Genomic DNA, 24,191 nt, shown 5'->3' with positions numbered 1-24,191 from the left:
ATCAGTGCTCCTTGGTGTGGGCAGAGGGGGTGGCGTAATGCTGAATGGTCGGCAGCTGGCGGCGCAGGGCCTTGTCGACCAGCCGCGGCAGCAGGCCGTTGAGGCGCACGAACAGCCGCTCGGGGAAGCCCAGATGGACCTCGCGCAGATCCGCGTCCAGCGCCTGCACCAGCCGCTCGGCGACCAGTTCGGGGCTGTCCATGCTGACCTGCAGCTCGGCGTTCATGGCCTCCACCGCGGCGTTATTCATCTCGGTGCGGGTGGCCCGTGGCGCCATGTAGAGCACACCGACGTTGGTGTCGGCCAGCTCGCGGCGCAGCGCTTCGGAAAAACCGCGCAGGGCAAACTTGGTGGCGCAGTAGACGCTGAAGCCGGGGTAGCCGATGGAGCCGAAGGTTGAGCCGATATTGACCACGCAGCTCTGCGGCTGGCTGCGCAGCAGCGGCAGCAGCAGATGGCTGAGCTGCAGGGTGGCGCTCAGGTTGGTGTCGATCAGATCGCTGATGGTCTGCTCTGCCATGTTCTCGAACAGACCAAAATGGTTGATGCCGGCGGCGTTGATCAGCAGGTTGATGTCACCCAGCTGCTGGGCTTGTCGCAGCACGCTGGAGCGGTCCGCCGCTTGGCGCAGGTCGGCCTGCAGGCAGCTGACCTGCCCCGGGAAACGCTCAACCAGCGCCTGCAGCGCCTGATCCTGGCGACCCACCACCAGCACTCGCGCCCCACGAGCGCACAGTGCGGCAACGATGGCGCGGCCCATACCGCCGGTGGCGCCGGTCAGCAGGACATGGCTAGCCGACAGCTGCATGACGTACCTCCTCCTTGACCGAACCGGGCAGGCTGCGGAACATTTCGGCATACAGCCGGTAGATCACCTTGGCGGTGTGCAGCACCGCGCTGCGGTCGGTGTCGTTGTCGATGCGGTTGACCAGTTGCTCGAAGAACTTCATGTGTTCCAGATCCAGCGAACCGTGCGAGGTCAGGTAGCTGAACGCCTGTGGCGGCAGGCCGAGGCCTTCTTTCAGGCTGCCGGCCGCCTGGGTCGCGAGCGCAATGCTGGTGCCTTCAAGCACGAACACCATGCCCAGCATCGACATGGGATTCAGCCGATTGATGCGGTCGTACATGGTGCTTACCATCAGCTCGGTGGCCAGGGCGGGCACGCTGTCGCGGGCGGCGTCGGCATCGCCACCGCAGGCGCGGATGTCGTTGAGAATCCATTCCTGATGGCCGATCTCCTCCTCGATGTACTCGGCCATGGCCTCGCGTACCCACTCATGGTCGCTGTCCAGCCGTGAGCCGCAGGCCATCAGCAGCGGCACGGTGTGGCGCACGTGATGGAAGGCCTGGGTCAGGAAGGCGATGTAGCTGTGGCGCTGTACCTGGCCGCGCAGGGCCGCCTGAATCAGCGGCGAGCTGAACAGGTACTCGCGTTCGTTTACGGTTTCGGTTTGCAGTTGCTCGAAGAAAGTCATAGGGCAATGTCCTCGGTCAGCAGGCCCAGCAGGGCTGCACGGTAGTGTTCGATGATCTGTTCGCGGCGCAGGCGACCGTTGCTGGTCAGCTGGCCATTGCTGGCAGTGAAGGGTTCGCTGGCGGTCAGCCAGGGGCCGATGCGGGCGTAGTCGGGTAGTCGGCTATTGGCCTGGGCAGTCGCTTCCTCGATGTCGGTAACCCGGAAGGCGCTGCTGCGCGGCACGATCAGCGCGACGTTGACCGGCAGCGCTTCGCCGTACACCAGCACCTGGGCAATCGCCGGGTGGGCGGCGATCTCGGCCTCGACCCACTCCGGATTGACGTTGCGCCCAAAGGCGGTGATGAACTGGTTTCTCTTGCGGCCGAGGATGCTCAGATAGCCATCCTCCAGCTTGCCGATATCGCCGGTCGGCCATTCGTCGAAGGTCAGCGGCGGCTCGCCGAGATAGCCCAGCGCGCGGGCGCCGCGGACCATGATCTCGCCGTCATCGGCAACCCGGATCTGCACATGCGGCAGTGGCTGGCCAACGCTGCCCGGGCGGTTGTGGCCAGGGCGATTGAGGCAGACCACCGAGGCGCACTCGGACAGGCCGTAGCCTTCGAACACCGGCAGGCCGTGCTTGGCGGCGCGCTCCAGCAGTGACGGCGCGACCCGGCCACCGCCGACGGCGATAAAGCGCAGGCTGCGCGGCAGCGGCGCGCCGGCATCGGCGGCCTGCAGCAGGCCCTGCAGCAGCTGTGGCACCAGGATCAGGCTGTGCGGCTGGCTCTGGTTCAGCACGCTCAGCAGGCGCGCCGGGTTGAGCTGTGCGCCCTGCAGGCCGGTATCGGTCGGCACGCTGATGCTGGCGCCGTTGAGCAGCGCGGTCCACGCACCGAGGTTGTCGAGCAGCACGGCTAGCGGCAGCAGAATCAGGTGCTGCTGCGGATCGACCGAAGCGCAGGCCTGACGCAGGCTGTCGGCCACTTGCAGCATGGCTTCGGCGGACAGGCAGACGCCCTTGGGCGTGCCGGTGGTGCCGGAGGTAAAGGTGATCTTGGCGGTGCCGTCGGGAATGCCGACGCCGATCGGTGCGCGTTGCCAGCCCAGTGAAGTGCAGGCAAACCCTTGGGCCAGCAGCTCGGCTGCATCGTCGGTCATGCCCAGCACGGTGTCGACGCCGGCACTGCGCAGCAGGTGCTCGCGTTGCTGGCGGGTGAAAAAGGGCGCAATCGGCACACAGGTCAGGCCCGCTTTCAGAATCGCCAGATCCCACAGCAGCCACTCGCGGCCGTTGGGCAGCGCCAGCGCGACGCAGCGGCTGCCCATCGCCCGCAGGCGCTCGGCGCGGCGGTTGATCTCGGCGGGCAGTTCGCCGTAGCTGATGCTGCCCTGCTCGTCACTCAGCGCGAGCTTGCTCGGGCGCTGGACGGCGAAGCGTTCAAGGCTGTGCCAGAGTACTTCAGGCGCAATCATTGGCGATCTCCGGGCCAGTTTGCAGGTAATCGGGTTGGTAACGCATGCGCTCGAACAGGCCACGGCGCTGGAGCTGGTTGAAGCCTTCCGGGATGTAGCCGGCCATCACCCGCGGCTGGGTGGCGTAGTAGCTGCCCCACTCAAGACGCGCCTCACCGAGGCGCCGCGGGTCGGCCGGACCCAGATCAATCGGGCTCAGGGTCAGGCGCTGGAAGCTGTTGAGCAGCATCGGCGTACCGGTGAACACCACCCAGGTGTAACCACTGGTGGCCAGATAGTGGGTCAGGGCGATGATCAGCAGGCGTCCGGCGCCCGGTGCCAGTGCCGCGAGGTTGCCGACCTCGACCACCTGTTCGCGGTGCACCGGCAGGTCGGTGTGCTGACGAATGGCCTCGCATACCGGCTGATCCAGATAGTGCTCAAGAAACAGCGGGCCACTGGCGCCGCCGCGCATGCCAACGCCGGCCAGCAACTCGCCCTGCTGGCAAAGGCCAAGCAGCTCCGGCATGAACTGGCGGACGTTGGCGCCGTAGGTATCTGCGAAACAATCGTGAACAAACCCCTCCAGCCGTGCCCGTAACGGGCTGTCGGTCTGCTGGGGGGCGTGCAGCAGGGCGGCGTCATCGCCAAGGCGGGCGAGCTGCCGAGCCTGTGGAGCGGGGGTTAGTGACATGGCCTTCCTCCTCATGTTGGGGAGGAGAATGGCGGGTGAATCTTAAGATCGGCTTAAGCGAATATTTTGCTGCGCGTTTTAGTTGGTGGAACGGCTGAGCGGTTTGCGTGTTACGGGAGGGCCGAGTTCCAACTCGGCCAAGGTGTTGCACGGTGGTTTGCGGGTCGAGCGGGAGCTCGACTTTCCCGGTGGCTTTCGCTCTGCATTTTGCGATTTATATCGTTCGCTTTTCGCCCCCCTTGGCTCGCCGGGAAAGGCGAAATGCTAGGGTAGAGGCCGCACCAATAGCCAGCTGAAAGGAAATGGCGTTTGCTCGCCTCCCCGCCCCTGCGTATATGCTTATCCCCTGCTGCCCCACGCCACCAACCCGAGACCTGTCATGGAACAGACTGCTCTGCTGATCAACACGCCAACGACCCTCGCGCTGACGGTGATTGCCCTGTGGCTGGGGTACTGGATCAACCAGCGGGTCAGCCTGCTCAGCCGCTACAACATTCCGGCAGCGGTCAGCGGTGGGCTGCCGATCAGTGCGCTGGTGGCGGTGCTGCAGCTGCTCAGTGATCGCGAGATTCAGTTCGATCTGCAGCTGCGCGATCTGTTGCTGATCGCCTTTTTCAGCACCATCGGGCTGTCGTCGCGGGTGCGGCAATTGCTGGAGGGCGGCCGGGCATTGGCGATCATGCTCGGGCTGGCGGTAGTGTTTCTGCTCTGTCAGAACCTGGTGGGCACACTGCTGGCGCTGGGGCTGGGCGAAAGCCCGCTGTACGGCTTGATTGGCGGCAGCATCTCGCTGGCCGGAGGCCATGGCACGGCGCTGACCTGGGGACAGTTGTTCGAGGAGCATTTCGAACTGGCCAACGCCAGTACCCTGGGGCTGGCGATGGCGACCGCTGGGCTGATCAGCGGTGGCCTGCTGGGCGGGCCGGTGTCGGCCTGGCTGATTCGCCGTCACCAACTGGTCAGCACCGAGGTCGAGAGTGAGTTGCCGCACCTCGAAGCGCGCGGCAAGACCACCTACCTGATCGACCTCGATCACCTGCTCACCGCCGTGCTGCTGATTGCCTTGTGTTTTGCTCTGGGTGCCAGCGTCTACGATTGGCTCTCGGGCTTCGGCCTGCGGCTGCCGGCGTTTCTGACCTCGATGTTCCTCGGCATCCTGCTGGCTAACGGGCTGGATATCGCCGGGGTGGAGGTGGATGCGCGACCGATCCAGCTGGTCGGCGATCTCAGCCTGCAACTGTTTCTCGGCATGAGTCTGATCAGCCTGCCGCTGCTGTCGCTGCAGAGTGCCTTCGGGGTGATCGGCATCATGCTGCTGATGCAAGGCGTGGTGGCGGTGCTGTTCACCGTGTTTCTGGTCTTCCCGTTGCTTGGCCGCAACTACGATGCGGCCTGCATCAGCGCGGGCTTTATCGGCATGGGGCTGGGCGCCACGCCGGTCGGCATCGCCAACATGGACGCGCTGACCAGCCGCTACGGGCCGAGCCCCAAGGCCTATCTGGTGATCCCGCTGCTCGGCGCCTTCTTCATCGATATCGCCAACGCCACGCTGGTGCAGACGCTGCTCGGCTTTGAGCTGTTCAACCCTTGAGTTTGACGCCGTCGCTGTCGAGCACGGTGAGCTGAATCGGCAGGGCCGCGGCAACGCTTTGTGACACGGTACAGAACTGCTCGAACTGATCGAGGATACGTTCCAGCCGCTCGAACGCGCTGGCGGGATGGCCCAGATGCAGGGTGACTTCCACGCCAACCACGCGCATGCGGTTCTGCTCGTTGCGGCCGATCAGGCCGACCGCTTCGGTGCGGATGCCGTCGTTTGGCTGGCGGAACTTGCCGAGGGCGAAGATCAGACTGTCGCTCAGACAGTTGGCCAGCGCCGTGACCAGCAGCTGTGCAGGGCTGGGGCCTTCGTTATTGCCCAGCGGTGCCGGCTCGTCGGTAATCAGCGGCGGTGTGCCGTTGTTGAAGCGGGCTTCAAAGCGGTAGCCCTGCTGTTGTTCGAGGGTCACTTCTACGCGGTCTTCACTCATCTCTGGCTCCATTTCCGTTGGCCTGCTTGCAAACAATCTATTTTTTTATATATTGTTAGTCAATAGAGTGTTTCAAGAGATCGTTACCTGTAATGAACAACCAAACTGATATCCAGCGCCTGCGCGCCTCTGCCGATCAGGCCCACCAACTGCTCAAGGCGCTGGCCAATCGTGACCGCTTGTTGCTGCTTTGTCAGCTGGTGGATGGCGAGCGCAACGTCGGTGAGCTGGAAGAGCTGCTGGGCATCGTTCAGCCAACCCTGTCCCAGCAGCTGGCGGTGCTGCGCCGCGAAGGCCTGGTCGCCACCCGTCGCGAGGGCAAGCAGGTCTACTACAGTGTGGCAAGCCGCGAGGCATTAGCCATTCTTCATACCCTTTACGGCCTGTTCTGTGCCGAGGAGACCCCTGATGACCATTGATTGGGCTGCTTTCACGCCGTGGTCGGCGCTGCTGGGCGGTGCACTGATTGGCGCCGCCGCAGCGTTACTGATGCTGTTTAACGGCCGTATTGCCGGTATCAGCGGGCTGGTCGGGCGCTTGCTGACGCCGCAGAAAGGCAACAGCGAGGCGCTGTTGTTCGTGCTCGGCCTGCTGCTGGCGCCGTGGATTTACCTGGCCGTGGCGGGTGAGATCAGTGTCCAGGTCGAGGCTGGCCCGGTTGCACTGATCGTCGGCGGCCTGCTGGTGGGTTTTGGTTCACGGCTGGGCTCCGGTTGCACCAGCGGTCACGGTGTCTGCGGGCTGTCGCGGCTGTCACCGCGCTCGCTGGTCGCCACCCTGAGTTTCATGGGCGCGGGTTTTGTCACCGTGTTCGTTCTGCGTCATCTGTTGGGAGTCTGAACCATGCGTGGATTGATTGCGTTGGCGAGTGGCCTGCTGTTTGGCTTCGGGCTGCTGATTTCGGGTATGGCCAATCCGGCCAAGGTGCTCGGCTTTCTGGATCTGGCGGGCGCCTGGGACCCGTCGCTGGCACTGGTGATGGCCGGCGCGATTGCGGTCGCGTTTGTCCCCATGCAGTGGATTCAGCGCCGCGGTAAGACCCTGCGCGGGGAGCAGGCGCAGTTGCCGACCAGCCGCACCATCGACCGTCGGCTGGTGCTCGGCAGCATGCTGTTCGGCGCGGGCTGGGGCGTGGCGGGTTTTTGCCCGGGCCCGGCGCTGGTGGCGGCGTCGGCCCTGATTCCGCAGGCCCTGCTGCTGGTGGCCGCGATGCTGCTCGGCATGTGGCTGTTTGCCGTGTATGACCGCCGGGTGCAGGCGTGAGTCAGGATCTGCGCCTGCAACCGCCGGGCAGCAATGCGCTGTTCGGCTGGCTGCGCCATTACCGGCGCGCCTGGCTGGCGGGGGATCTGACCGCCGGGTTGGTGGTCGGCATCATGATCATTCCGCAGAGCATGGCCTACGCCATGCTCGCCGGGTTGCCGGTGCAGATCGGTTTGTACGCCAGTATCTTGCCGCTGATCGGTTATGCCTTGCTGGGCAGCAGCATGACGCTGTCGGTCGGGCCGGTGGCCGTCACCGGCCTGATGACCGCCACCCTGCTCGCGCCGCTGGCGGCCACCGGGTCCGCCGATTACCTGCAGCTGGCGATCTGGCTGGCGCTGATGTCGGGCGTGATGCTGCTGGCGTTTGGTCTGCTGCGTCTCGGTTTTCTGGCCAACTTTCTCAGTCACCCGGTGATCAGCGGGTTTATCAGCGGTGCGGCGATTCTGATCGTGCTCAGCCAGCTGCCGAAGATGCTCGGTGTGCGTGGCTGGCCGGATGAGCCGTTGACACTGCTGAGCAGTTGGAGCACCAGCAACTCGCTGGTGCTGGCGATGGGGCTGATTGCGCTGGGCTGGCTGCTCTACGCCCGCAGCAAATTGGCTGGCCACCTGCGGGCGTTGGGCCTGCCTGCGACGCTGGCCAGCCTGCTGGCCAAGCTGGCACCGATTCTGGTGGTGGTGTTGGGCGTGCTGGTCACCCTGCTGGCCGACCTGCCGCGCTTCGGCGTGCCGGTGGTCGGTGAGATTCCCGCGGGTCTGCCGGCGCTGGTGTGGCAGACGCCGGACCTCTCGGCCCTGCGCTCGCTGCTGCTGCCGGCGGCGCTGATCAGCCTGGTCAGCTTCGTCGAAAGTGTCTCCATTGCTCAGTCATTGGCGCGGCGCAAGCGCCAGAGCATCGACCCTGACCGTGAGCTGCTCGGCTTGGGCGCGGCCAACATTGGTGCTGGCCTGAGCGGTGGTTTTGCGGTGTGCGGCGGCTTTTCGCGTTCCAGCGTCAACATCGAGGCAGGCGCCAACACGCCGCTGGCCGGGGTGTTCTCCGCACTGCTGGTTGGGCTCATTTTGATCAGCATCGCGCCGCTGTTTGCCTGGCTGCCGCAGGTGGTGCTGGCGGTGGTGATTCTGGTCGCGGTGGTGCCGCTGATCGATCTGGCCAGCCTGCGCCGCGCCTGGCGCTACGACCGCGCTGAAGGTCTGACTCTGCTCAGCACCGCGGTTGGCGTGCTGGCGCTGGGCATCGAGGCAGGCATCGTGCTTGGCGTCTGCTTTGCCATTATCGCGCAGCTCTGGCGCGGTAGCCGCCCGCATGTGGCGGTGGTCGGTCGGGTGCCGGATACCCATTACTTCCGCAATACCAAACGTCATCTGGTCGAGATCGAACCGCACCTGCTGGCGCTGCGGATCGACGAGAACATCTTTTTTGCCAACACCAAGGCTGTCGAGCAGGCCATCTCGCAGGCGCTGGCCGACTACCCGGATACCAGAGAAGTGTTACTGATTCTGTCGGCGGTCAATCACATCGACAGCACCGGGCTGGACATGCTCAGCGAGCTGACCGAGGGCCTGCGCGAGCGTGATATCCGCCTGCACCTCGCGGAGGTCAAGGGGCCGGTGATGGATCAGCTGCAGCACACCGACTGGATCAGGCAGCAGATTGCCCAGGTGTTCCCCAGCACCGATATCGCTTTCAACACACTGGGCAAGGCATCCGGCCGCGTCCCAGAGCACTCAGGAGAGTAGCCATGCAAGCCAATGTAGGTACTATTGATCGGGTTCTTCGCATCCTTGTGGGTGTGCTGCTGATCGCCCTGACCCTGACCGGCACCATCGGTCTGTGGGGCTGGATCGGTGTGGTGCCGCTGGCGACCGGGGCGTTCCGCTTCTGCCCGCTGTACCCGCTGCTGGGGATCAATACCTGCCGGAAGTGAACCGTCAGAACGTCCAAAAAAGGAGTTTGTATGAAATCCGTGATGACTACCCTGCTGGGCACAGCCCTGCTCGCCACCAGCCTTTCCGCGGCGGCGATGGATCCGGAAAAACAGATCGACACCCGTCAGGCCGGTTTCACCTACATGGCCTGGAATATGGGCAAGATCAAGGCGCAGGTCATTGATGGCAGCGTCGAGTACAACCAGCAGCAGGTCGAGGCGGCCGCCAACACCATCGCTGCGATTGCCAACTCCGGCATCGGTGCGCTGTTCGGGCCGGGTACCGAGAAGGACATCGGCAACGTTCGCACCCGGGTTGATCCGGCGCTGTTCGAAAACATGCAGGATGTCGCTCAGCTGGCCGGCAACATGGGTACCGCGGCCAACACCCTGGCCGAGAAGGCGGCAGCCGGCGATCAGTCGGAGATTCGCATGGCCTTTGCCGAGGTTGGCAAGACCTGCAAGGCCTGCCACGACAAGTACCGGCTGGATTGATGCGAGCTGTGTAAAAACCAAAACCCCGCCTTCAGGCGGGGTTTTGGTTTGTGGGCCTTACCAGGCTGGCACCGCGGGTGCCGGTGGCGGTGCGGGAATCCAGGCACCGGTGGCAAACCAGATGGCGGCCGCAGCGATAATCAGCGCGATAACCAGCACCAGCCAGCCGCCGCCCTTGACCTCTTCCACCTGATTGGCCGGAACCTCGGCCTTGCCATGAATCATCGGGCCGAGCAGGTTCTTGCCGCGCAGGCGGTACAGCACGATAGCCAGAATGTGCAGCGCCAGCAGGGCGTAGATCAGCTCTTCGGTAGAGCGGTGCCAGCCGCTGAGCAGGCTGCCGGTGTCGCTCGAGACCAGCCGGCTGAGCGGGCCGTAGAAGGCCACATCGTCGTTGCTGAACAGCCCGGTGACCGCCTGAAACGCCATCAAACCGAGCAGCGCGAATACCGACAGCGCGCCAACCGGGTTGTGGCCCAGCGCCTGCCAGCGACCGCCGAGATACGCCTTGATGCGCGCAGGGGTCGGGAAGAAGCTGGCAAAGCGTGAGTGAGTCGAGCCGCACAGGCCCCACACTAGACGGAAGGCCAGCAGGCCGACCACGGCGATGCCGAAGCGCTCGTGCCATTCAATCCAGTTGCCGCCAAGACTGATGGTCACCAGCGCGCCAGTGACGGTCAGTGCCAGCAGCCAGTGAAACAGACGCAGGGGAAGATCCCAGACCAGGGTTTTCATCAGGGCAGACTCGTGGTTGGTCAACAAAGGCTGCAAGGCTACCCCTGCGCAGCCAGCGCTCGCAAGCGTCTGGACTGCGGGGTGCGCTGATATGTCGCTCAGGGCTGCATGTGGCGACCCAGCTTGTCGCGCAGCAGCTCCGGGTTGTTGCCAGCCGCCTTGTCCAGCTCGGCCAGCTCCTCGGGGATGTACCAGTGCAACTGGTCCGAGTGGTAGCTGTTCCACACCGCCTTGGCGACTTCAATGGCTTCGATCAGGCGGAACGGCCCCTTGTCCGGCGCCGCTGCCATCATCTCCTCGCTGGGCATCCCGGTCTTGATCAGTCCCGGCAGCGCATCGGCGCAGCGGATGTCGTAGCGGCGAAACTCATTCGACAGGGCCTCGGTCAGGCCCTTTACCGCGTGCTTGCTGGCGGAGTACACCGCGATCAGCGGCATGCCCATGGTGGCGGAGGATGACGAGGTGTTGAAGCACAGCGCATTCGGTGTTGCCTTCAGCAGCGGCAGCGCGCTGTGGGTGCCGTTGAGTACACCGATGACGTTGACATTGATGATCTTCAGCTGATCTTCAAAGGGCAGCTCGTCGAAGAAGCCGCGCATGACGATACCGGCATTGTTGAACAGAATGTCCATGCGCCCGCCGGTGGCTTCGCCAAAGGTGGCGACGGCGGCATCAAACTGGCCCTTGTCGCTGACATCCAGGGTCTGGATCACGCAGTTGTCGGCGCCGAGTTCGGCCTGCAGAGCCTGCAGGCCGTCCAGATTCAGGTCAAAGGCGCCGATAAACCAGCCCTTTTCGCGAAACAGCCGCGCTGTTTCGCGGCCCATGCCCGATGCCGCGCCGGTGATGAAAATCGACTGCCGCCCTGCTGCCAGTGTCATACGCCCATCCTCTTGTTGGTGTTGTGGATCAGCGGACGGTAGCACCGCCGCCTGGCCTTGGGAGCCAACCGGCAGTGCGGCTGATTGAGCGGCAATCAGAGGGGTGATGAAACGTTGCAGGGCGGTGCGCTGACGCGGTTTGCGGGGTGGCTCAGATGCGCTCTTCGTCGCGCAGGGTCAGCACCTCGTAGCCGTCGGAAGTTACCGCGATGGTGTGCTCCCACTGGGCGGACAGCTTCTGATCGCAGGTCACTACGGTCCAGCCGTCTTTCAGGCCTTTGGTCCGCGCCGTGCCCTGATTGATCATCGGCTCGATGGTGAAGGTCATGCCTTCGCGCAGCACCAGGCCCTTGCCCTGCCTGCCGAAATGCAGCACCTCGGGCGCTTCGTGCATCTCGCGGCCGATGCCGTGACCGCAGTATTCACGCACCACCGAGTAGCCGTGGCCTTCGGCATGGCGCTGGATGGCGTTGCCGACATCGCCCAGCGTGGCGCCCGGTTTGACCACCTTGATACCTGCCCACATCGCTTCGTAGGTCTTGTCGACCAGTCGCTTTGCCGCGGCCGAGACTTCGCCAATCAGGTACATCTTGCTGGAGTCGGCGATAAAGCCGTTCTTCTCCAGCGTGATGTCGATATTGACGATGTCGCCGTCGGCCAGCACCTGCTTGTCTGACGGCACGCCGTGGCAGACCACGTGGTTGACCGAGCTGTTGAGCACGTACTTGAAGCCGTACTGGCCCTTGCTGGCGGGGCGCGCGGCGAGTTGATCGACTATGTAGCGCTCGGTCAGGTCGTTGATCGCCATGGTCGACATGCCGGTCTTGATCTGGCCGTCCAGATAGGTGAATACCGCCGCCAGCAGCCTGCCCGACTCGCGCATCAGCGCCAGCTCCTGCGGGTTTTTCAGCTTGATCTCAGACACCGGCAAGTGTCCTTGTCTCGACTGCGGCGTGTTTCATCTGCTCACGCATGATGTCGTTGAACGACAAATTCGGGTTGGCTTCGGCCAGCATGCCGACCTTCATCCAGAACTCCGCCTGTGCGTTGATCGAGCGCACCATTACCGAGCTGGCCTTACGTACTTCCTCGTGCAGCTCATCGTTGATCTTGACGATACCCATACCTGAACCTGGCTATATGAAGAGAGAGCGAAGCGTATATGGAACGTATATGGTCTGCAATGCGCAGCCGACGACCGTAGCCGCGGCGCTGAAACAATTGCTCACCAAATAGGCATTATTCCCCGGCTGCGACATCTGCAGGTTGCGCTGGGGGGTATAGCCTTCAGGGACGCAATGGCAGCGGGTGTGGGTGACGCATGGTGGACAGCGAATTTGATTACGAGAGCACGCTGGAGGCGTGTGCCAGCGGTGACCGGGCGGCGTTCAAGCGCTTGTATCAGCAGGAAGCAGGTCAGTTGCTGGGCTTGGCGATCACCCTGCTGGGGCGGCGCGATCAGGCGGAAGATTGCCTGCACGATGCGCTGCTCAAGGTCTGGGTCAATGCCGACCGCTTTGATCGCAGCCTGGGCTCCGGCCGGGCCTGGATCTACAGCATCCTGCGTTACCGCGCGCTTAATCAGCTGCGCGGCCGCAAGCAGCTGGTGGCATCCAATGACGGCTTTATCAACGACATGGCGGACGAGACAGCTCAGGCCGAAGAACTGGCCGATGCGCGCTCTTCTGCGCGCCAGCTGCGGGACTGCCTGCGGCTGCTGGAGCGCCCGCGTCGCCATCCGATTTTGCTGGCGTTCTACCGGGGCCTGACCCATGACCAGATTGCTGCGCGTCTGAGCGCGCCGCTGGGCACCATCAAGGGCCGAATCCGCGCCGGATTGCGCGCACTACAGGAGTGTCTGCAGCCATGATTCCGCAAGCGCCCGAGCAGCGCCGTGCTCTGATCGGCGAATACGTCCTGGGCTTGCTGGAGGAGCCCGAGGCCACAGAGGTCCGCGAACTGATCGAACAGGACCGTGATGCCGCCAGTATGGCGCTGGAATGGGAGCGTCATCTGCTTGATCTGGCTGATGCCCTGCCCGCGCAAGCGCCCTCACCGGCACTCTGGCAACGCCTGCAGCAAAGCCTGGGCTGGCAGTCGTCAGTCGATCAGGCGGATAGCAGCCTGGCCCGTTGGTGGAACAGCCTCAGCCTCTGGCGCCTGACCAGCGCAGGCCTCGCCCTGCTGGTGCTGCTCAGCTGGCTGCCGGGTGTGCTGCGCGACAGCGCCTCCGGCCCCAGTTACACCGCGGTGCTGCAGGTGCCGGGCGAAAGTGCGCGGCCGGGATGGGTGATCACCGTGGACGCCAGCGGCACCCTGCACCTCGAATCGCTGGTGGCCGATCAGATTCCACCGGATAACAGCGTGCAGTTCTGGACCCTGATCGATCCCAAGGACGGCCCGCGCTCGCTCGGTTTGATCGAACCGGGCAAGGGCGTCACCCTCAGCGCCGAGCAGATTGGCGCGGTGCAGGCCGGCCAGCTGTTCGAGCTGACGCTGGAGCCCAAGGGCGGCGCACCGCTCAACCGGCCGACCGGTCCGGTGCTGTATATCGGGCGGGCGGTGCTGACTGCCAGCAATTGAGGGAGAAAAAAGTTTTGCGCGCTGACATCCAGCGCGCGTGGTGGCGGGTATAGATCTAGGGAAGCACTGATTAATTCCACATGCCCTCTGGCGTTCAGGCTGGGCTGCAATCAAGACGTGGTTTCGAAGGCATGTCGGGACCTGTCGAGAAATCACAACGCAGAGTGCGGCCCAGCCTGCACGCCCCGTAGGGCGAGTGCTCAAGCATGCATTTGCTGCGTTGCGCTGTTTGCCAATAGAACCACTATTGGCTGCACATCGCGCCTTGCATCTGCACGCTTGAGCACTCGCAGAGAGCGTGTGGAATTAATCAGTGCTTCCCTAGGTGTCTTGCAAAAGCACCTGCCAGACGGGTTTTCCGTCATTCCACGCAAGCGAGGATTCACCGATGAAAACAATCAATACCCTGATTCTGAGCAGCTCCCTTGTGCTGGCCGCCAGCGGCGCCAGCGCGGCACAACTGATCGCCCTGGGTCAGGACGGCATGTTGCACAAGGTCGATGTCGACAGCCTGAGTGTCACCGGCAGCATGATGGTCAGCGGCGCCAGTGACCTGCGCGGTATCGACGTGCGCCCGGCCAACGGCATGCTCTACGCTCTCAGTGGCGGCGACGGCATCTACACCATCAACACCGCCAACGGTGCGGCCACTACCGCTACCACACTCAAGTCCGCGTTGCCGGGTGACGCCGCCGCGGTCGTCGACTTCAATCCCAAGGCTGACCGCCTGCGCCTGCTCGCCGCCGATGGCACCAACTTCCGCGTCAATGTTGATAACGGCGACGTTGCGGTCGACGGCAGCGTTGCCTACGCCGCCGACGGTGCCTACGCCGGGCAGACCGCTCAGGTCGTCGCCGGTGCCTACACCAATTCCTACCCCGGCACCGAAACCACCGAGCTGTTCACCGTAGATCTGGCTACCGGCATGCTGATGCTGCAGAACCCGCCGAACGACGGTGTCCAGCAGGCCGTCGGCGAACTTGCCAAGGGCCTCAATGGAGCCGCTATGGATATCGTCAGTGATGGCAGCGGCAACAATACCGCCTACGTGCTGACCGGCAAGACCCTGCACACCGTAGATCTGGCTACCGGCACACCGACCACGCTGGGCGAGGTCGCCGGTCTGGCAGACGGGATTGTCGACATCGCCGTGCTCGGCAGCATGTAAGCTCGGCTGGACGGAACAGCCCCGCGCGCTGGCGCGGGGTTTTTGTTTGTGCTTGCGCCAGCCGTCAGAACACCGCTTTAGTCAGCAACAACACCCCGGTCACTACCAGCAGGCTGTACACCACCTGCCGGAAGCGCTGCTCGTTCAGGCGGTGGTGGAGGATCTCGCCGAGCACTACGCCGATCACCAGCAGCGGCAGGTAGCTGGCGATGCGTGGCAGGTTGGGCAGCAGGCTGCCGTCGAGCAGGAACAGTACGGTCATGCTGCTGTTGAGGGTGAACCAGACGCTGATCAGGGTGGCGCGCAGCTGGCTCTTGTCCAGCCGGGTGCCGGCCAGTGCGTAGACCAGCAGCGGGCCGCCGGAGGCGAACAGGCCTTGGGTCAGGCCGGCGCCGAGGGTCAGGCTGCGACTCAGCCAGCTGGGGTGTGGCGGGCTGATATGGCCGCGGAACATGCGCAGCAGTTCGCGCCCGGCAAACCACAGCACCAGCACACCGAATAGCGCCTTGAGCAGCTCACCGCTCAGCCACGGCCGCAGGCCGTAGCCCAGCAGCATGCCGATCAGCATCAGCGGCAGGATCAGCCTGAGCAGGGTCGGCCAGTGGATGTGCTGGCGGTTGCGCCAGGCCAGATAGCCGCTCATGCAGATATTGAGCGGCACCAGTACCGGCAGCATGGCCGGAATCGGCAGCAACAGCGCGCCGAGTGACAGGGCGATGACGATACTGCCGAAGCCGGTGATGGCTTCGATGGTGTAGGCCAGCAGGATAAACAGCCCCAGCCAGAGCCAGGGATTGAGCAGCAGGGTGTCGAGGGACATGGTTTTTTCTTGTTGGGGGGGTTGTTAACGAATCCAGGGAACGCTCGCACCGTCAAGCGACGGCGCGGAGGTGGATTCTACAGCCTGCCGGTGGAGTGTCAGCCGAGCTCTCCGGCAAAGCGCTTGCGCACCTGCCGTAGATACAGCGCGGGGGCAAAACGCCAGAGCAGGCTGCCAAAGCGCGAGACCGGTTCGGGCAGCAGCCAACGTTGCCCTTTTACCAGTGCCTGGTCAATCAGCCCGACCATCCATTCCGGGGTGCGCATGCCGCCGACCATGGAGCGCGGGTGGCTGGCCGGCTTGCCGTCCTTGCCCAGAGCGTTGTGCTCGATCGGGGTGTCGAGGAAGCTTGGATACACCATCAGTACGTGGATGTTGTCGCGCTCCAGTTCCAGCCGCAGCACTTCAAAGAACTGGGTCAGCGCGCCTTTGGCGGCGCAGTAGGCGGCCCGGCCCGGCACCGGCATCCAGCCGGCCATCGAACCGATGCAGAGAATTTCACCTTCGCTGGCGCGCAGCAGCGGCAGCGCGGCCATGGTCAGCTCGACCGGACCCTGCCAGTCCACCGCCATGACCCTGCGGAACACCGCCGGGTCAGTCTGATGGGCCGGTGAGCGGTGGGTAATGCCGGCGTTGTTGACCAGGCGATCGAGGCGGCCGAAATGCTCGGTGGTGGCCTTGATCAGGCGCTGGATATCGTCGGCGCTGGTGATGTCGGCGGTGACGGTGAGCACTCGCTTGGGGGCGTTCAGTTCCTGCTCGCGCTGCTTGAGCAGCGCCTCGTTAACATCGGCCATGACCAGGCTGTGGCCAGCGTCGAACCAGCTCTTGGCCATTGCCCAGCCCAGACCCGAGGCGGCGCCGGTGATCAGAATCACTTTCATGCGGTGAAGCTCCGTTGTTCTTGTTGTTCTGGCTTGCCTTGAGCGGCGCTCAGCGGCGCAGACCGCGTTGTTCGATGAAGTACTCGAAGGTCTCGGCCGAGGTCTTGTTCAGCTGGTAGCCGAACTCTTCCTTCAGCCGCCGGTTGCTCAGCACCGGGCGGTAGCGCAGGAAGTTGATTTGCTCCGGGCCGGTCGGGCGGCCGAGCCATTTGGCGACCTGCAGCGCGCTTTTCAGAATCCACGGCGAGAGGGTCAGCAGCGGCTTGTTCAGCCGACGGGCGATTTCCTGAATGCTCAGGGCGCCGTCGCCGGCCATGTTGAAGATACCCTGCTTGTCCTCGCGGATGCCCATTTCCACCGCGGCCAGTACGTCCTGATCCCAGATGAAGACGAACGGCGAGTCGCTGCCCTTGATCGCCAGTACGCGTTTGGACTCGAACAGGTTGGTGATCTGGTTGCGGGTCTCGGTTCCGAGCACGGTGCCCGGGCGGAAGATCAGCTGCGCCAGCGCCGGATGCTCGCGGCGGTAGCGCGCCAGCAGCTCCTCGATCTGCCGCTTGTGGTCGGAGTAGGCGAATTCGCGGTTGCCACGGATGGCGTCCTGCTCGTCGATCCAGCTCGGGTTGTCGGCGTAGTAGCCATAGGCGGCGCCGGAACTGGTCACGGTCAGGTGCTGCACGCCGGCCTCAACGCAGGCCTTGAGCACGTTGTGGGTGCCGTTGACGTCGATGTCGTAGTCGCGCTCGCGGTCCTTCGAGGCCTGCAGGATGGACGCCAGATGCACCACGTGGGTGATCTGCTCACGCTTGAGCAGGTCAACCAGAGTGGTGTCGCGGATATCCATGACCTGCACCGGAAAGTCGAGGTCGTCACGGCCGCGGATGTCGGTGCCGATGACGAAGAAGTCCTTGGCCAGGCGGTTGCCCAGCTGGTGACCGATATAACCGGCAGCGCCGGTGATCAGAATGCGTTTGCTCATGGTTACAGGCTCTGCTGGGCGCCGCGGCGTGCGGCGTCTTGTTGTTCTAGTTGTTCGGTGCGACGGCTTTGACGGGCCCACAGTTGCGACAGGGTCAGCCCCGATACTAGGTGCCAGACACCCCAGAAGGCGGTGATCAGCATCATGCCGCCGGCTTCGGGGAAGAAGGTGAAGAGAATCACCAGCCCCAGACCGGAGTTTTGAATGCCCACTTCCATGGTCACTGCACGGCGGTCGGCCAGCGGCAGGCGCAGCAGTCTGGCCATGCCATAACCCAGGCTCAGCGCCAGCAGGTTGTGGGCGACCACCAGCCAGAAGAAGCTGTGGAAGCGCTCGATAAACAGGTCAAAGTTGTTGGTGAAGGCAATCGCGACAAAGCCGAGGAACACCAGCAGTGAGATCACCCGCAGCGGTTTTTCACTGCGCGTCACCAGCATGGGCCAGCGTTTGCCGCTGAGCATGCCGAGCAGCAGCGGCAGGGCCAGCACCAGCAGCACGATGACCAGAATGCCGGTCGGATCGAGGCTGATCTGGGTCAGGTATTCGCGGGTGTGCGGGTTGAGCCAGCCGTAGAAGGCAAAGTTGAGTGGCGTCAGCACCGTTGCCGCGAGACTGGAAACCGCTGTCATGCTGACTGAAACGGCGACATTGCCGCGGCCCAGCCAGGTCATGACGTTGGAAAAACTGCCACCCGGACAGGAGGCGACCAGGATCATGCCCAGCGCCAGTTCCGGATCGATGTTCAGCCACCAAGTGAACAGGCAGGTGGCCGCCGGCAGCAGCAAAAACTGCGCAATCAGGCCGGCCACCGGCGCCACCGGCGCCTTGATGATGCGTTTGAAGTCATCCAGCGTCAGGCTCAGCGACACGCCGAACATCATGGCCGCCATGATCAGGTTGAGGGTGATCAGGCTGGCCGGGTCGAATTGAATCGGCAGCGCGCCGCTCATGTCGCCGGTACCGGTTGCGGTGCGACCTGCTCAAGGCCGGCTTCCAGCTCGGCGATGTGCTGGTGCAGCGCTTCCAGATAGGCATCCTTGTTGACGTAGTAGGCCATGCGCGCGAGCTTGATGTAGTCGTAGCCGCCGTCCAGATTGGTGGTCGCCTTCTGCCGCTTGGTGGCGGCAAAGCTGGCGGCCTGGCTGCTGCCCTGGCGGTGCTGATGGATATACAGCGCGGCCAGGCGCGCCTGCAGGTTGCGACCTTCCCAGCCCAGACCCGCGGCTTCGATCATGCCCATCATGAACAGGTTGTTGTACTCAGGGTGGAACACGTTCAGGTACAACTGCGGCGCATCCAGCGCGGCCGGCCAGTTCAGGTGTTCACGGTCAATAAACGGGTAGTCCAGCTGGTATCCGGTGGCCAGCAGGATCAGGTCGTACTCGGCGCTTTCGCCGTCGACAAAGTCGACCCGGTTGCCGTCCATGCCCTGAATATCGCGGCGCGCTTGGATATCGCCATGCCCCAGGTGATGCAGGATCAGCGAGTTCACCACCGGGTGCGACTCGTACATGCGGTAGTCCGGATCAGGCAGGCCGTAGTCCGAGGGCTTGCCCATGATGAAGCGCACCAGCGCGGCATCCACTTTTTGCTTCAGCGCGCGCGGCAGTTTGAATTTGCGGGCGGCGCCGAGGGTGTCGGTCGGTTTGCCCTTGATGAACTTGGGCAGGAAGTAATAGCCACGGCGCAGGCTCATGTCGACCGACTTGGCGTGGTGGACGGCATCGACCGCAATGTCCGCACCCGAGTTGCCGCAGCCGACGATCAACACCCGCTTATCCTTGAACACCTCGGCGCTGCGGTACTCGGCCGAGTGCATGATCTGGCCGTCGAAGCGGCCCGGCAGGCTCGGCCGGTTCGGCGTGTGCAGGGTGCCGTTGGCGATCAGCAGACCTTCGAAGCGGCGGCTCTGCTCCTGGCCGTCGCGCTCGGTAACGATGGTCCAGAAGGTACCGTCGCGGGTCACGCTGAGCACCCGGGTGTTGAATTCGTAGTGGCGGTACAGATCGAAATGCTTGGCGTAGGACTGGAAGTAGCGCTTCATCTCGCGGTGGTGCGGATACAGCGCGACGCTATCTTCCATCGGAAACTCGGCGAACTCGGTCATGCGCTTGGACGAGATCAGGTGCGCACTCTCGTACATGGTGCTGTGCGGGTTGTCGATGTCCCACAGCCCGCCTACATCGCTGTGCAGCTCAAGGCCGATGAAGGGAATGTCCAGCTTCTGCAGGTTGCGGGCTGTGGCCAGACCCATAGGGCCGGCGCCGATGACAGCGTACATGGAGATACCTCATATTGTTCTTGTCGTTGTTATGAGCCCTGCCCGTCACCTGTTACATCCAGACGGCGGCAGGGTTATGATCACGAGTCTAGCCAAACGCCCTGCGGCGGTATCGGACAAAACGGGACAGGAATCCGGCAATTCAAGCCATGTCGAGCGTCGACCACAGCGTTACTCCCCTCTATGCCCAAGCGTTGCTGCAATCCGCGCAGCGCCTCGGTATTGCCCTGCCCGCTGAACTGATTGCCCGGCTGCAGGGCAACGAGCGCATCCCGCTGGAGGTGCAGGACGAGCTGTGGGAGCGCTACTGCGAACTCGCTGCCGATCCGCTGGCCGGGCTGCGTTTGGGGCTGGATATTCAGGTCGGTCATCTGGACAGTGCCGGCATGCTGCTGGTGACCTGCGAGACCCTGGGTGAAGCGCTGACCGAGCAGGTCGAGTATGCGCCGCTGATCGGCGCCGGTGGCGACTTTCAGCTGCTGCGCGATGGCGACGAGATGGCCATCGACTATCAGCCGCAACTCAAGGTACGCCAAGCCGAGCGGGTTGAAGCGGTGCTGGCCGGGCAACTGAATCTGACCCGCTGGGCCACCGGTGGCCGCTTTGCCCCCAGCGGCATCTGGCTGGCCCACGCCCCGCTGGCGCCGCTGGCCGACTACCGCGCGCTGATCGATTGCCCGCTGCACTTCGAAGCCGGCTTCAATCGCATTACCTTCTCTGCGGACCAACTCGACCTGCCGCAGATTCAGGCCAACAGCGCGCTGCGCGATCACCTCCGTCAGCTGGCTGACCAGACTCTCGCCAGCCTCGGGCAGCACAGTCTGGCCGCCGAGGTGCAGGCGCAGGTGCGCAGCCAGCCGCGTTGGGGCAAGGAGCGGATCGCCGAACAGCTGGGTCTCAGCGGCCGTCATCTGAACCGCAAGCTGGGCGAAGAAGGCCTGTCGTTCAAGACCCTGCGCGAATCGGTACTGCAGGAGATGGCCTGCCAGGCACTGCAGCAGGGCCGCCTGAGCGTGGCGCAGATCGCCGAACAGCTGGGCTTCTCCGATGAGAACGCCTTTGTTCGGGCGTTCCGCCGCTGGCAGGGCGAAACCCCCGCGCGCTACAAGGCTGGCGCTGGCCGTTGAGCCAAGCGCCGCGCCATCAGGGAATGACGATATCGCCGAAGTGGTTCGGGAAGCGTGGCTGGCCGGTCCAGGCGCTGACCCCGCCATCCACACCAATCTCCTGACCGGTGACGTAGGACGCCAGATCCGAGGCGAGGAACAGCATGACCTTGGCAATCTCCTCCGGCTGCCCGGCGCGCTGCATCGGAATGTTATTCAGGTACTCCTCCATCACGCCCGGATGGCCGAACAGCGGGGTGGCCAGCGGTGTCTCGATCAGGCCCGGGCAGATGGCATTCACGCGGATGCCGTCGGTGGCATAGTCGAGCGCCAGATTGCGGGTGTAGTTGATCACACCCCCCTTGGACGCGGCATAGGCGTGGAAGCCGTAATCGGCGCGGGTGCCGGAAATCGACGCGGTATTGATGATGCTGCCACCCTGCTTCATCAGGTGCGGCAAGGCGTGGCGGCAGGTGTGGAACAGCGCATTGAGGTTGACGTCGATAACCCGGTGCCAGACCGCCGGGTCGGCCAGATGGGTGCGGCCGTAGGTGCCGATACCGGCGTTGTTGATGAGGATATCGAGGCCGCCGAGCAGGCGGGTGGCCTCGGCCACCATGGTTTCGATCTGTGCGGCATCGCTGACGTCGACCGGGCAGAAGAACGCGCGCTCACCCAACTCTGCTGCGAGGGCTTCGCCGCGCTCGGCGTTGAGGTCAGCAATGACCACCTGCGCGCCATGTTCGATGAACAGGCGGGCGGCCTGTTCGCCGATGCCAGAGGCACCGCCGGTAATGATGGCTTTCTTGTTATTGATCAGTCCCATGCGTATCTCCTGCGGGCTGTCTGCCCTTTTTTATTGTTGTTGCGGCGCTCGCTCGTGGGCAGAGCGTCGTGGTTCCAGACTAGGCCCTGCGCCGCAGGTGGGCTTGACACAAGACGACAGCGACCGAGGGCTTGCTTTTATCTGCCGGCAGCCTATGGTGGAGGCCTTCGTGTCATTGTCTGTGGAGTCATGCGCGTGTCCCTCGCTGTCAGCGCCCATGCTGTTGCCTTCCTGATCTGAGCCGGGGCGGTTCGTCCGCACCCGGCTGCCGGTACCCCTTTCCCTGCCCATTTTTTACTGGAGACTGCAGACATGATGTCTGTTGCTGATGGCGCGCACCCGCGCCTGCGTGCGCTGCTGCGTGAGCGTGGCGCCTGGTACCTGACTGGCCCGCAGGAACTGGCCAGTGTGATCGGTCGACTGGAGCGGCTGGAGCGTGACCCCAGTGCAGAGCTGGCTCGCCCCGGCAGTCAGTTGCTGCTGCTCGACCTGCATAGCCATACCCTGTTCAACCTGCGCCTCGCCGAGCGCAGCCGCTATGCCGGCGAGGTGTCGATCTTCTCGCCCTTGGGCGCCCGGCTGCTGGCGGCGCGGGTGGGTGAGGTGGTGACGCTGGAGGGCTTTGGCTCTGGCTGGCGCCTGCTGCTGGTGCAGCTGCAGTAGCGTGTGTCAGCTGGCTGACTATGCTTGTTGCAAAGGCGGCCAGCGGTCAGCCGGTTGGCTTCGGCTGACAGTCTTGGCCGCTGGCGCGGATGTCCCGCAATGGGACACAGTGACGTGAAGTGACAAGCGGCCGCTGGCCGCTGCCGCCATCATAGGCACAACGATAATGACAAGAGTGTGCCCGCGCCCCGTGCGCGAGCGGGAGTATTGCATGCATCCCAACCTGCCGCCGGTGCTGAGTGCACCTGTTCCTGCCTGCCCTGCCAAGGGTTCTGAGCGCTCTGCTCGTTCGTCGTTGTGCCTTTCTGTTGCCCTGCCGCGTGATGGCGCGGTGGGTGCTGTGTGTTAACCGAACCGACTCTGATAAAAAAAAGAAGGAGCTCTCATATGCAACATCCACGTCAGCTCAGGCACTGGGCTCGTGCTGCGCTCTGCGCAGTGACGCTCGGCGCCGCCTCCGTTGCGACTGCCGCCGACAAGCCGAACATCCTGATCATCATGGGTGATGACATTGGCATCACCAACATCAGCAGCTACAGCCACGGCATGATGGGCTACCAGACCCCGAACATCGACCGTCTGGCCAACGAAGGCGTGATGTTTACCGATTACTACGGCGAGCAGAGCTGCACCGCTGGCCGTTCGGCCTTTATCACCGGCCAGCATCCGGTGCGTACCGGTCTGACCAAGGTCGGTGTGCCGGGCGCCCCGGTCGGTATCAAGCCGGAAGACCCGACCCTGGCCGAGCTGCTCAAGCCGCTGGGCTACACCACCGGCCAGTTCGGCAAAAACCACCTTGGTGACCGCAACGAGTATCTGCCGACCGAGCACGGCTTTGACGAGTTCTTCGGCAACCTTTATCACCTGAACGCCGAGGAAGGCCCGGAAGATCCGGACTGGACCACCGATCCGATGATCGACAAGATGGTGCGCCCGCGCGGCGTGATCCGCAGCACCGCTGATGGCAAGGTCGAAGACCTCGGCCCGCTGACCCGCGAGCGCATGGAAACCATCGACCGGGAGTTCCTGCAGGCGTCGATGGACTTTATCGACCGCTCGGTGAAGGCCGACAAGCCGTTCTTTGTCTGGTTCAACTCCACCCGCATGCACTACTACACCCACCTGTCGCCGGACTCCGCCGGTCTGTCGGGTCAGGACTTCTACAACGACGGCATGGTCGAGCATGACGGTCAGGTTGGTCAGCTGCTCAAGCAACTGGATGATCTGGGCATCGCCGACAACACCATCGTGCTCTACACCACCGACAACGGCGTGCACTACAACCAGTGGCCGGACGCCGGTATCACCCCGTTTCGTGGCGAGAAGAACACCAACTGGGAAGGCGGTTTCCGCGTCCCGGCGCTGGTGCGCTGGCCGGGCCAGATCGCCGCTGACGTGGTCTCCAACAACATCATGTCGCACCAGGACTGGGTACCGACGCTGATGGCTGCCGCCGGTGTACCGGACGTCAAAGAGAAGCTGCTGACTGGCTACCGCGCTGGCGGCAAGCAGTACAAGGTGCATCTGGATGGCTTCAACTTCCTGCCGTACCTGCAGGGCGAAAGCGAGACTTCACCGCGTAACCAGTTCTACTACTTCAGCGATGACGGCAAGTTCCTCGCCATCCGTGACGGTGACTGGAAAGTGGTATTCCAGGAGCAGCGTGCACGCCGCTTCGACGTCTGGCGTGACCCCTTCGTCGAGCTGCGTATCCCGAAGGTCTTCAACCTGCGTCGTGACCCCTACGAGCGCGCCGATACCGATTCCAACAGCTACAACGTCTGGTGGGACAAGAAGATCGCCGTCGTAGGTCTGCCGGCGATGATTCGTGTGCAGCAGTTCCTGAATACCTTCCAGGAGTTCCCGCCGCGTCAGCGTCCGGCGAGTTTCACCATCGATCAGATGATGGAGAAGTTCATGACCATTCCGCAGCAGTAAGCGC

28 protein-coding genes are annotated in these 24,191 nt (G+C 63.7%); 13 read left to right on the top strand and 15 right to left on the bottom strand.

All coding sequences use genetic code 11. The features are described 5' to 3' along the window. Nucleotide 1 precedes the first annotated feature (1 nt). The 4 genes from AAFM31_RS04435 to AAFM31_RS04420 are packed head-to-tail and all read right to left on the bottom strand — an operon-like array spanning nucleotide 2 to nucleotide 3,605. Nucleotides 2-808 (bottom strand): SDR family oxidoreductase, encoded by an 807-nt coding sequence (locus AAFM31_RS04435; RefSeq protein ID WP_341706705.1) that lies wholly within the window; start codon nucleotides 806-808, stop codon nucleotides 2-4. Then, nucleotides 792-1,475: an iron-containing redox enzyme family protein gene (locus AAFM31_RS04430; protein ID WP_341706704.1), complete on the bottom strand. Its 684-nt coding sequence runs from the start codon at nucleotides 1,473-1,475 to the stop codon at nucleotides 792-794. Before AAFM31_RS04430 ends, AAFM31_RS04435 begins: the two co-directional genes overlap by 17 nt. Beyond that, complete coding sequence (locus AAFM31_RS04425; RefSeq protein WP_341706703.1) at nucleotides 1,472-2,932, bottom strand: AMP-binding protein; 1,461 nt, start codon at nucleotides 2,930-2,932, stop codon at nucleotides 1,472-1,474. The genes AAFM31_RS04430 and AAFM31_RS04425 overlap by 4 nt, the downstream gene beginning before the upstream one ends. Continuing rightward, a complete protein-coding gene (locus AAFM31_RS04420) occupies nucleotides 2,919-3,605 on the bottom strand; it encodes a thermostable hemolysin (protein ID WP_341706702.1) in 687 nt (228 codons plus the stop codon). The genes AAFM31_RS04425 and AAFM31_RS04420 overlap by 14 nt, the downstream gene beginning before the upstream one ends. A 379-nt stretch (nucleotides 3,606-3,984) precedes the next feature. On the opposite strand from AAFM31_RS04420, the gene gltS reads away from it, so the two are divergent. Continuing rightward, a complete protein-coding gene (gene gltS, locus AAFM31_RS04415; protein ID WP_341706701.1) occupies nucleotides 3,985-5,196 on the top strand; it encodes a sodium/glutamate symporter in 1,212 nt (403 codons plus the stop codon). Here the strand turns inward: gltS and AAFM31_RS04410 are convergent. Continuing rightward, nucleotides 5,186-5,635 carry an OsmC family protein gene (locus AAFM31_RS04410; protein WP_341706700.1) on the bottom strand — a complete coding sequence of 150 codons (450 nt, stop codon included), beginning with the start codon at nucleotides 5,633-5,635 and terminating at the stop codon, nucleotides 5,186-5,188. The genes gltS and AAFM31_RS04410 overlap by 11 nt on opposite strands. Nucleotides 5,636-5,727: 92 nt before the next feature. Here AAFM31_RS04410 and AAFM31_RS04405 point away from each other — a divergent pair, with 92 nt between their 5' ends. From AAFM31_RS04405 to AAFM31_RS04380, 6 genes are read left to right on the top strand one after another with little or no spacing between them, the layout of a single operon-like run. Then, entirely contained in the window at nucleotides 5,728-6,054 is a 327-nt protein-coding gene (locus tag AAFM31_RS04405) for a metalloregulator ArsR/SmtB family transcription factor (protein ID WP_341706699.1), read from the top strand. Continuing rightward, nucleotides 6,044-6,475, top strand: coding sequence for a YeeE/YedE thiosulfate transporter family protein (locus AAFM31_RS04400; RefSeq protein WP_341706698.1), 432 nt, complete (start codon nucleotides 6,044-6,046; stop codon nucleotides 6,473-6,475). Before AAFM31_RS04405 ends, AAFM31_RS04400 begins: the two co-directional genes overlap by 11 nt. A gap of 3 nt (nucleotides 6,476-6,478) precedes the next feature. Continuing rightward, nucleotides 6,479-6,898, top strand: a complete 420-nt coding sequence (locus tag AAFM31_RS04395; protein ID WP_341706697.1) for a DUF6691 family protein — start codon at nucleotides 6,479-6,481, stop codon at nucleotides 6,896-6,898. Further along, nucleotides 6,895-8,640: a sulfate permease gene (locus tag AAFM31_RS04390; protein WP_341706696.1), complete on the top strand. Its 1,746-nt coding sequence runs from the start codon at nucleotides 6,895-6,897 to the stop codon at nucleotides 8,638-8,640. The genes AAFM31_RS04395 and AAFM31_RS04390 overlap by 4 nt, the downstream gene beginning before the upstream one ends. Nucleotides 8,641-8,642: 2 nt before the next feature. Beyond that, on the top strand, nucleotides 8,643-8,828 hold the full coding sequence (locus tag AAFM31_RS04385; protein WP_341706695.1) for a DUF2892 domain-containing protein: 186 nt from the start codon (nucleotides 8,643-8,645) through the stop codon (nucleotides 8,826-8,828). Between the two features lie 30 nt (nucleotides 8,829-8,858). Continuing rightward, entirely contained in the window at nucleotides 8,859-9,323 is a 465-nt protein-coding gene (locus AAFM31_RS04380) for a cytochrome c (RefSeq protein WP_341706694.1), read from the top strand. A 57-nt stretch (nucleotides 9,324-9,380) separates the two neighbouring features. Here the strand turns inward: AAFM31_RS04380 and AAFM31_RS04375 are convergent, their stop codons facing one another. The 4 genes from AAFM31_RS04375 to AAFM31_RS04360 form a co-directional block, all read right to left on the bottom strand. Then, a complete protein-coding gene (locus AAFM31_RS04375; protein ID WP_341706693.1) occupies nucleotides 9,381-10,058 on the bottom strand; it encodes a cytochrome b/b6 domain-containing protein in 678 nt (225 codons plus the stop codon). Between the two features lie 98 nt (nucleotides 10,059-10,156). Next, a complete protein-coding gene (locus AAFM31_RS04370) occupies nucleotides 10,157-10,939 on the bottom strand; it encodes an SDR family oxidoreductase (RefSeq protein WP_341706692.1) in 783 nt (260 codons plus the stop codon). Nucleotides 10,940-11,090: 151 nt separating this feature from the next. Next, entirely contained in the window at nucleotides 11,091-11,864 is a 774-nt protein-coding gene (gene map, locus AAFM31_RS04365; protein WP_341706691.1) for a type I methionyl aminopeptidase, read from the bottom strand. Further along, complete coding sequence (locus AAFM31_RS04360; RefSeq protein WP_341706690.1) at nucleotides 11,857-12,063, bottom strand: ParD-like family protein; 207 nt, start codon at nucleotides 12,061-12,063, stop codon at nucleotides 11,857-11,859. The genes map and AAFM31_RS04360 overlap by 8 nt, the downstream gene beginning before the upstream one ends. A 197-nt stretch (nucleotides 12,064-12,260) precedes the next feature. Here AAFM31_RS04360 and AAFM31_RS04355 point away from each other — a divergent pair, with 197 nt between their 5' ends. The 3 genes from AAFM31_RS04355 to AAFM31_RS04345 all read left to right on the top strand — a co-directional run bounded on the left by AAFM31_RS04355 (nucleotide 12,261) and on the right by AAFM31_RS04345 (nucleotide 14,690). Beyond that, on the top strand, nucleotides 12,261-12,809 hold the full coding sequence (locus tag AAFM31_RS04355) for a sigma-70 family RNA polymerase sigma factor (RefSeq protein WP_341706689.1): 549 nt from the start codon (nucleotides 12,261-12,263) through the stop codon (nucleotides 12,807-12,809). After that, complete coding sequence (locus AAFM31_RS04350; RefSeq protein WP_341706688.1) at nucleotides 12,806-13,522, top strand: anti-sigma factor domain-containing protein; 717 nt, start codon at nucleotides 12,806-12,808, stop codon at nucleotides 13,520-13,522. Before AAFM31_RS04355 ends, AAFM31_RS04350 begins: the two co-directional genes overlap by 4 nt. A gap of 388 nt (nucleotides 13,523-13,910) precedes the next feature. Beyond that, on the top strand, nucleotides 13,911-14,690 hold the full coding sequence (locus AAFM31_RS04345; protein WP_341706687.1) for a DUF4394 domain-containing protein: 780 nt from the start codon (nucleotides 13,911-13,913) through the stop codon (nucleotides 14,688-14,690). Between the two features lie 64 nt (nucleotides 14,691-14,754). Here AAFM31_RS04345 and AAFM31_RS04340 read toward each other — a convergent pair whose 3' ends face one another. From AAFM31_RS04340 to AAFM31_RS04320, 5 genes are all read right to left on the bottom strand, one after another. Further along, complete coding sequence (locus AAFM31_RS04340) at nucleotides 14,755-15,510, bottom strand: sulfite exporter TauE/SafE family protein (RefSeq protein WP_341706686.1); 756 nt, start codon at nucleotides 15,508-15,510, stop codon at nucleotides 14,755-14,757. Between the two features lie 98 nt (nucleotides 15,511-15,608). Then, complete coding sequence (locus AAFM31_RS04335; RefSeq protein ID WP_341706685.1) at nucleotides 15,609-16,394, bottom strand: SDR family oxidoreductase; 786 nt, start codon at nucleotides 16,392-16,394, stop codon at nucleotides 15,609-15,611. A 49-nt stretch (nucleotides 16,395-16,443) separates the two neighbouring features. Then, on the bottom strand, nucleotides 16,444-17,373 hold the full coding sequence (locus tag AAFM31_RS04330; RefSeq protein WP_341706684.1) for an SDR family oxidoreductase: 930 nt from the start codon (nucleotides 17,371-17,373) through the stop codon (nucleotides 16,444-16,446). Between the two features lie 2 nt (nucleotides 17,374-17,375). After that, nucleotides 17,376-18,323, bottom strand: a complete 948-nt coding sequence (locus tag AAFM31_RS04325) for a bile acid:sodium symporter family protein (protein WP_341706683.1) — start codon at nucleotides 18,321-18,323, stop codon at nucleotides 17,376-17,378. Beyond that, nucleotides 18,320-19,654 (bottom strand): NAD(P)-binding domain-containing protein, encoded by a 1,335-nt coding sequence (locus AAFM31_RS04320; protein ID WP_341706682.1) that lies wholly within the window; start codon nucleotides 19,652-19,654, stop codon nucleotides 18,320-18,322. The genes AAFM31_RS04325 and AAFM31_RS04320 overlap by 4 nt, the downstream gene beginning before the upstream one ends. 149 nt (nucleotides 19,655-19,803) lie before the next feature. On the opposite strand from AAFM31_RS04320, the gene AAFM31_RS04315 reads away from it, so the two are divergent. Further along, nucleotides 19,804-20,781, top strand: coding sequence for an AraC family transcriptional regulator (locus AAFM31_RS04315; RefSeq protein WP_341706681.1), 978 nt, complete (start codon nucleotides 19,804-19,806; stop codon nucleotides 20,779-20,781). Nucleotides 20,782-20,797: 16 nt separating this feature from the next. Here AAFM31_RS04315 and AAFM31_RS04310 read toward each other — a convergent pair whose 3' ends face one another. Beyond that, entirely contained in the window at nucleotides 20,798-21,586 is a 789-nt protein-coding gene (locus AAFM31_RS04310; RefSeq protein WP_341706680.1) for an SDR family NAD(P)-dependent oxidoreductase, read from the bottom strand. 312 nt (nucleotides 21,587-21,898) lie between these two features. Between AAFM31_RS04310 and AAFM31_RS04305 the strand changes: the two genes are divergently transcribed. After that, nucleotides 21,899-22,249 carry a hypothetical protein gene (locus tag AAFM31_RS04305; RefSeq protein WP_341706679.1) on the top strand — a complete coding sequence of 117 codons (351 nt, stop codon included), beginning with the start codon at nucleotides 21,899-21,901 and terminating at the stop codon, nucleotides 22,247-22,249. Nucleotides 22,250-22,636: 387 nt separating this feature from the next. Beyond that, nucleotides 22,637-24,187 (top strand): arylsulfatase, encoded by a 1,551-nt coding sequence (locus AAFM31_RS04300; protein WP_341706678.1) that lies wholly within the window; start codon nucleotides 22,637-22,639, stop codon nucleotides 24,185-24,187. The last annotated feature ends 4 nt before the right edge of the window (nucleotides 24,188-24,191 follow it).

The organism is Halopseudomonas sp. (assembly GCF_038130085.1).
Lineage (GTDB): Bacteria > Pseudomonadota > Gammaproteobacteria > Pseudomonadales > Pseudomonadaceae > Halopseudomonas.
The sequence above is the reverse complement of the archived record's forward strand: the minus strand, read 5'-3'. Positions and strand labels throughout refer to the sequence as shown.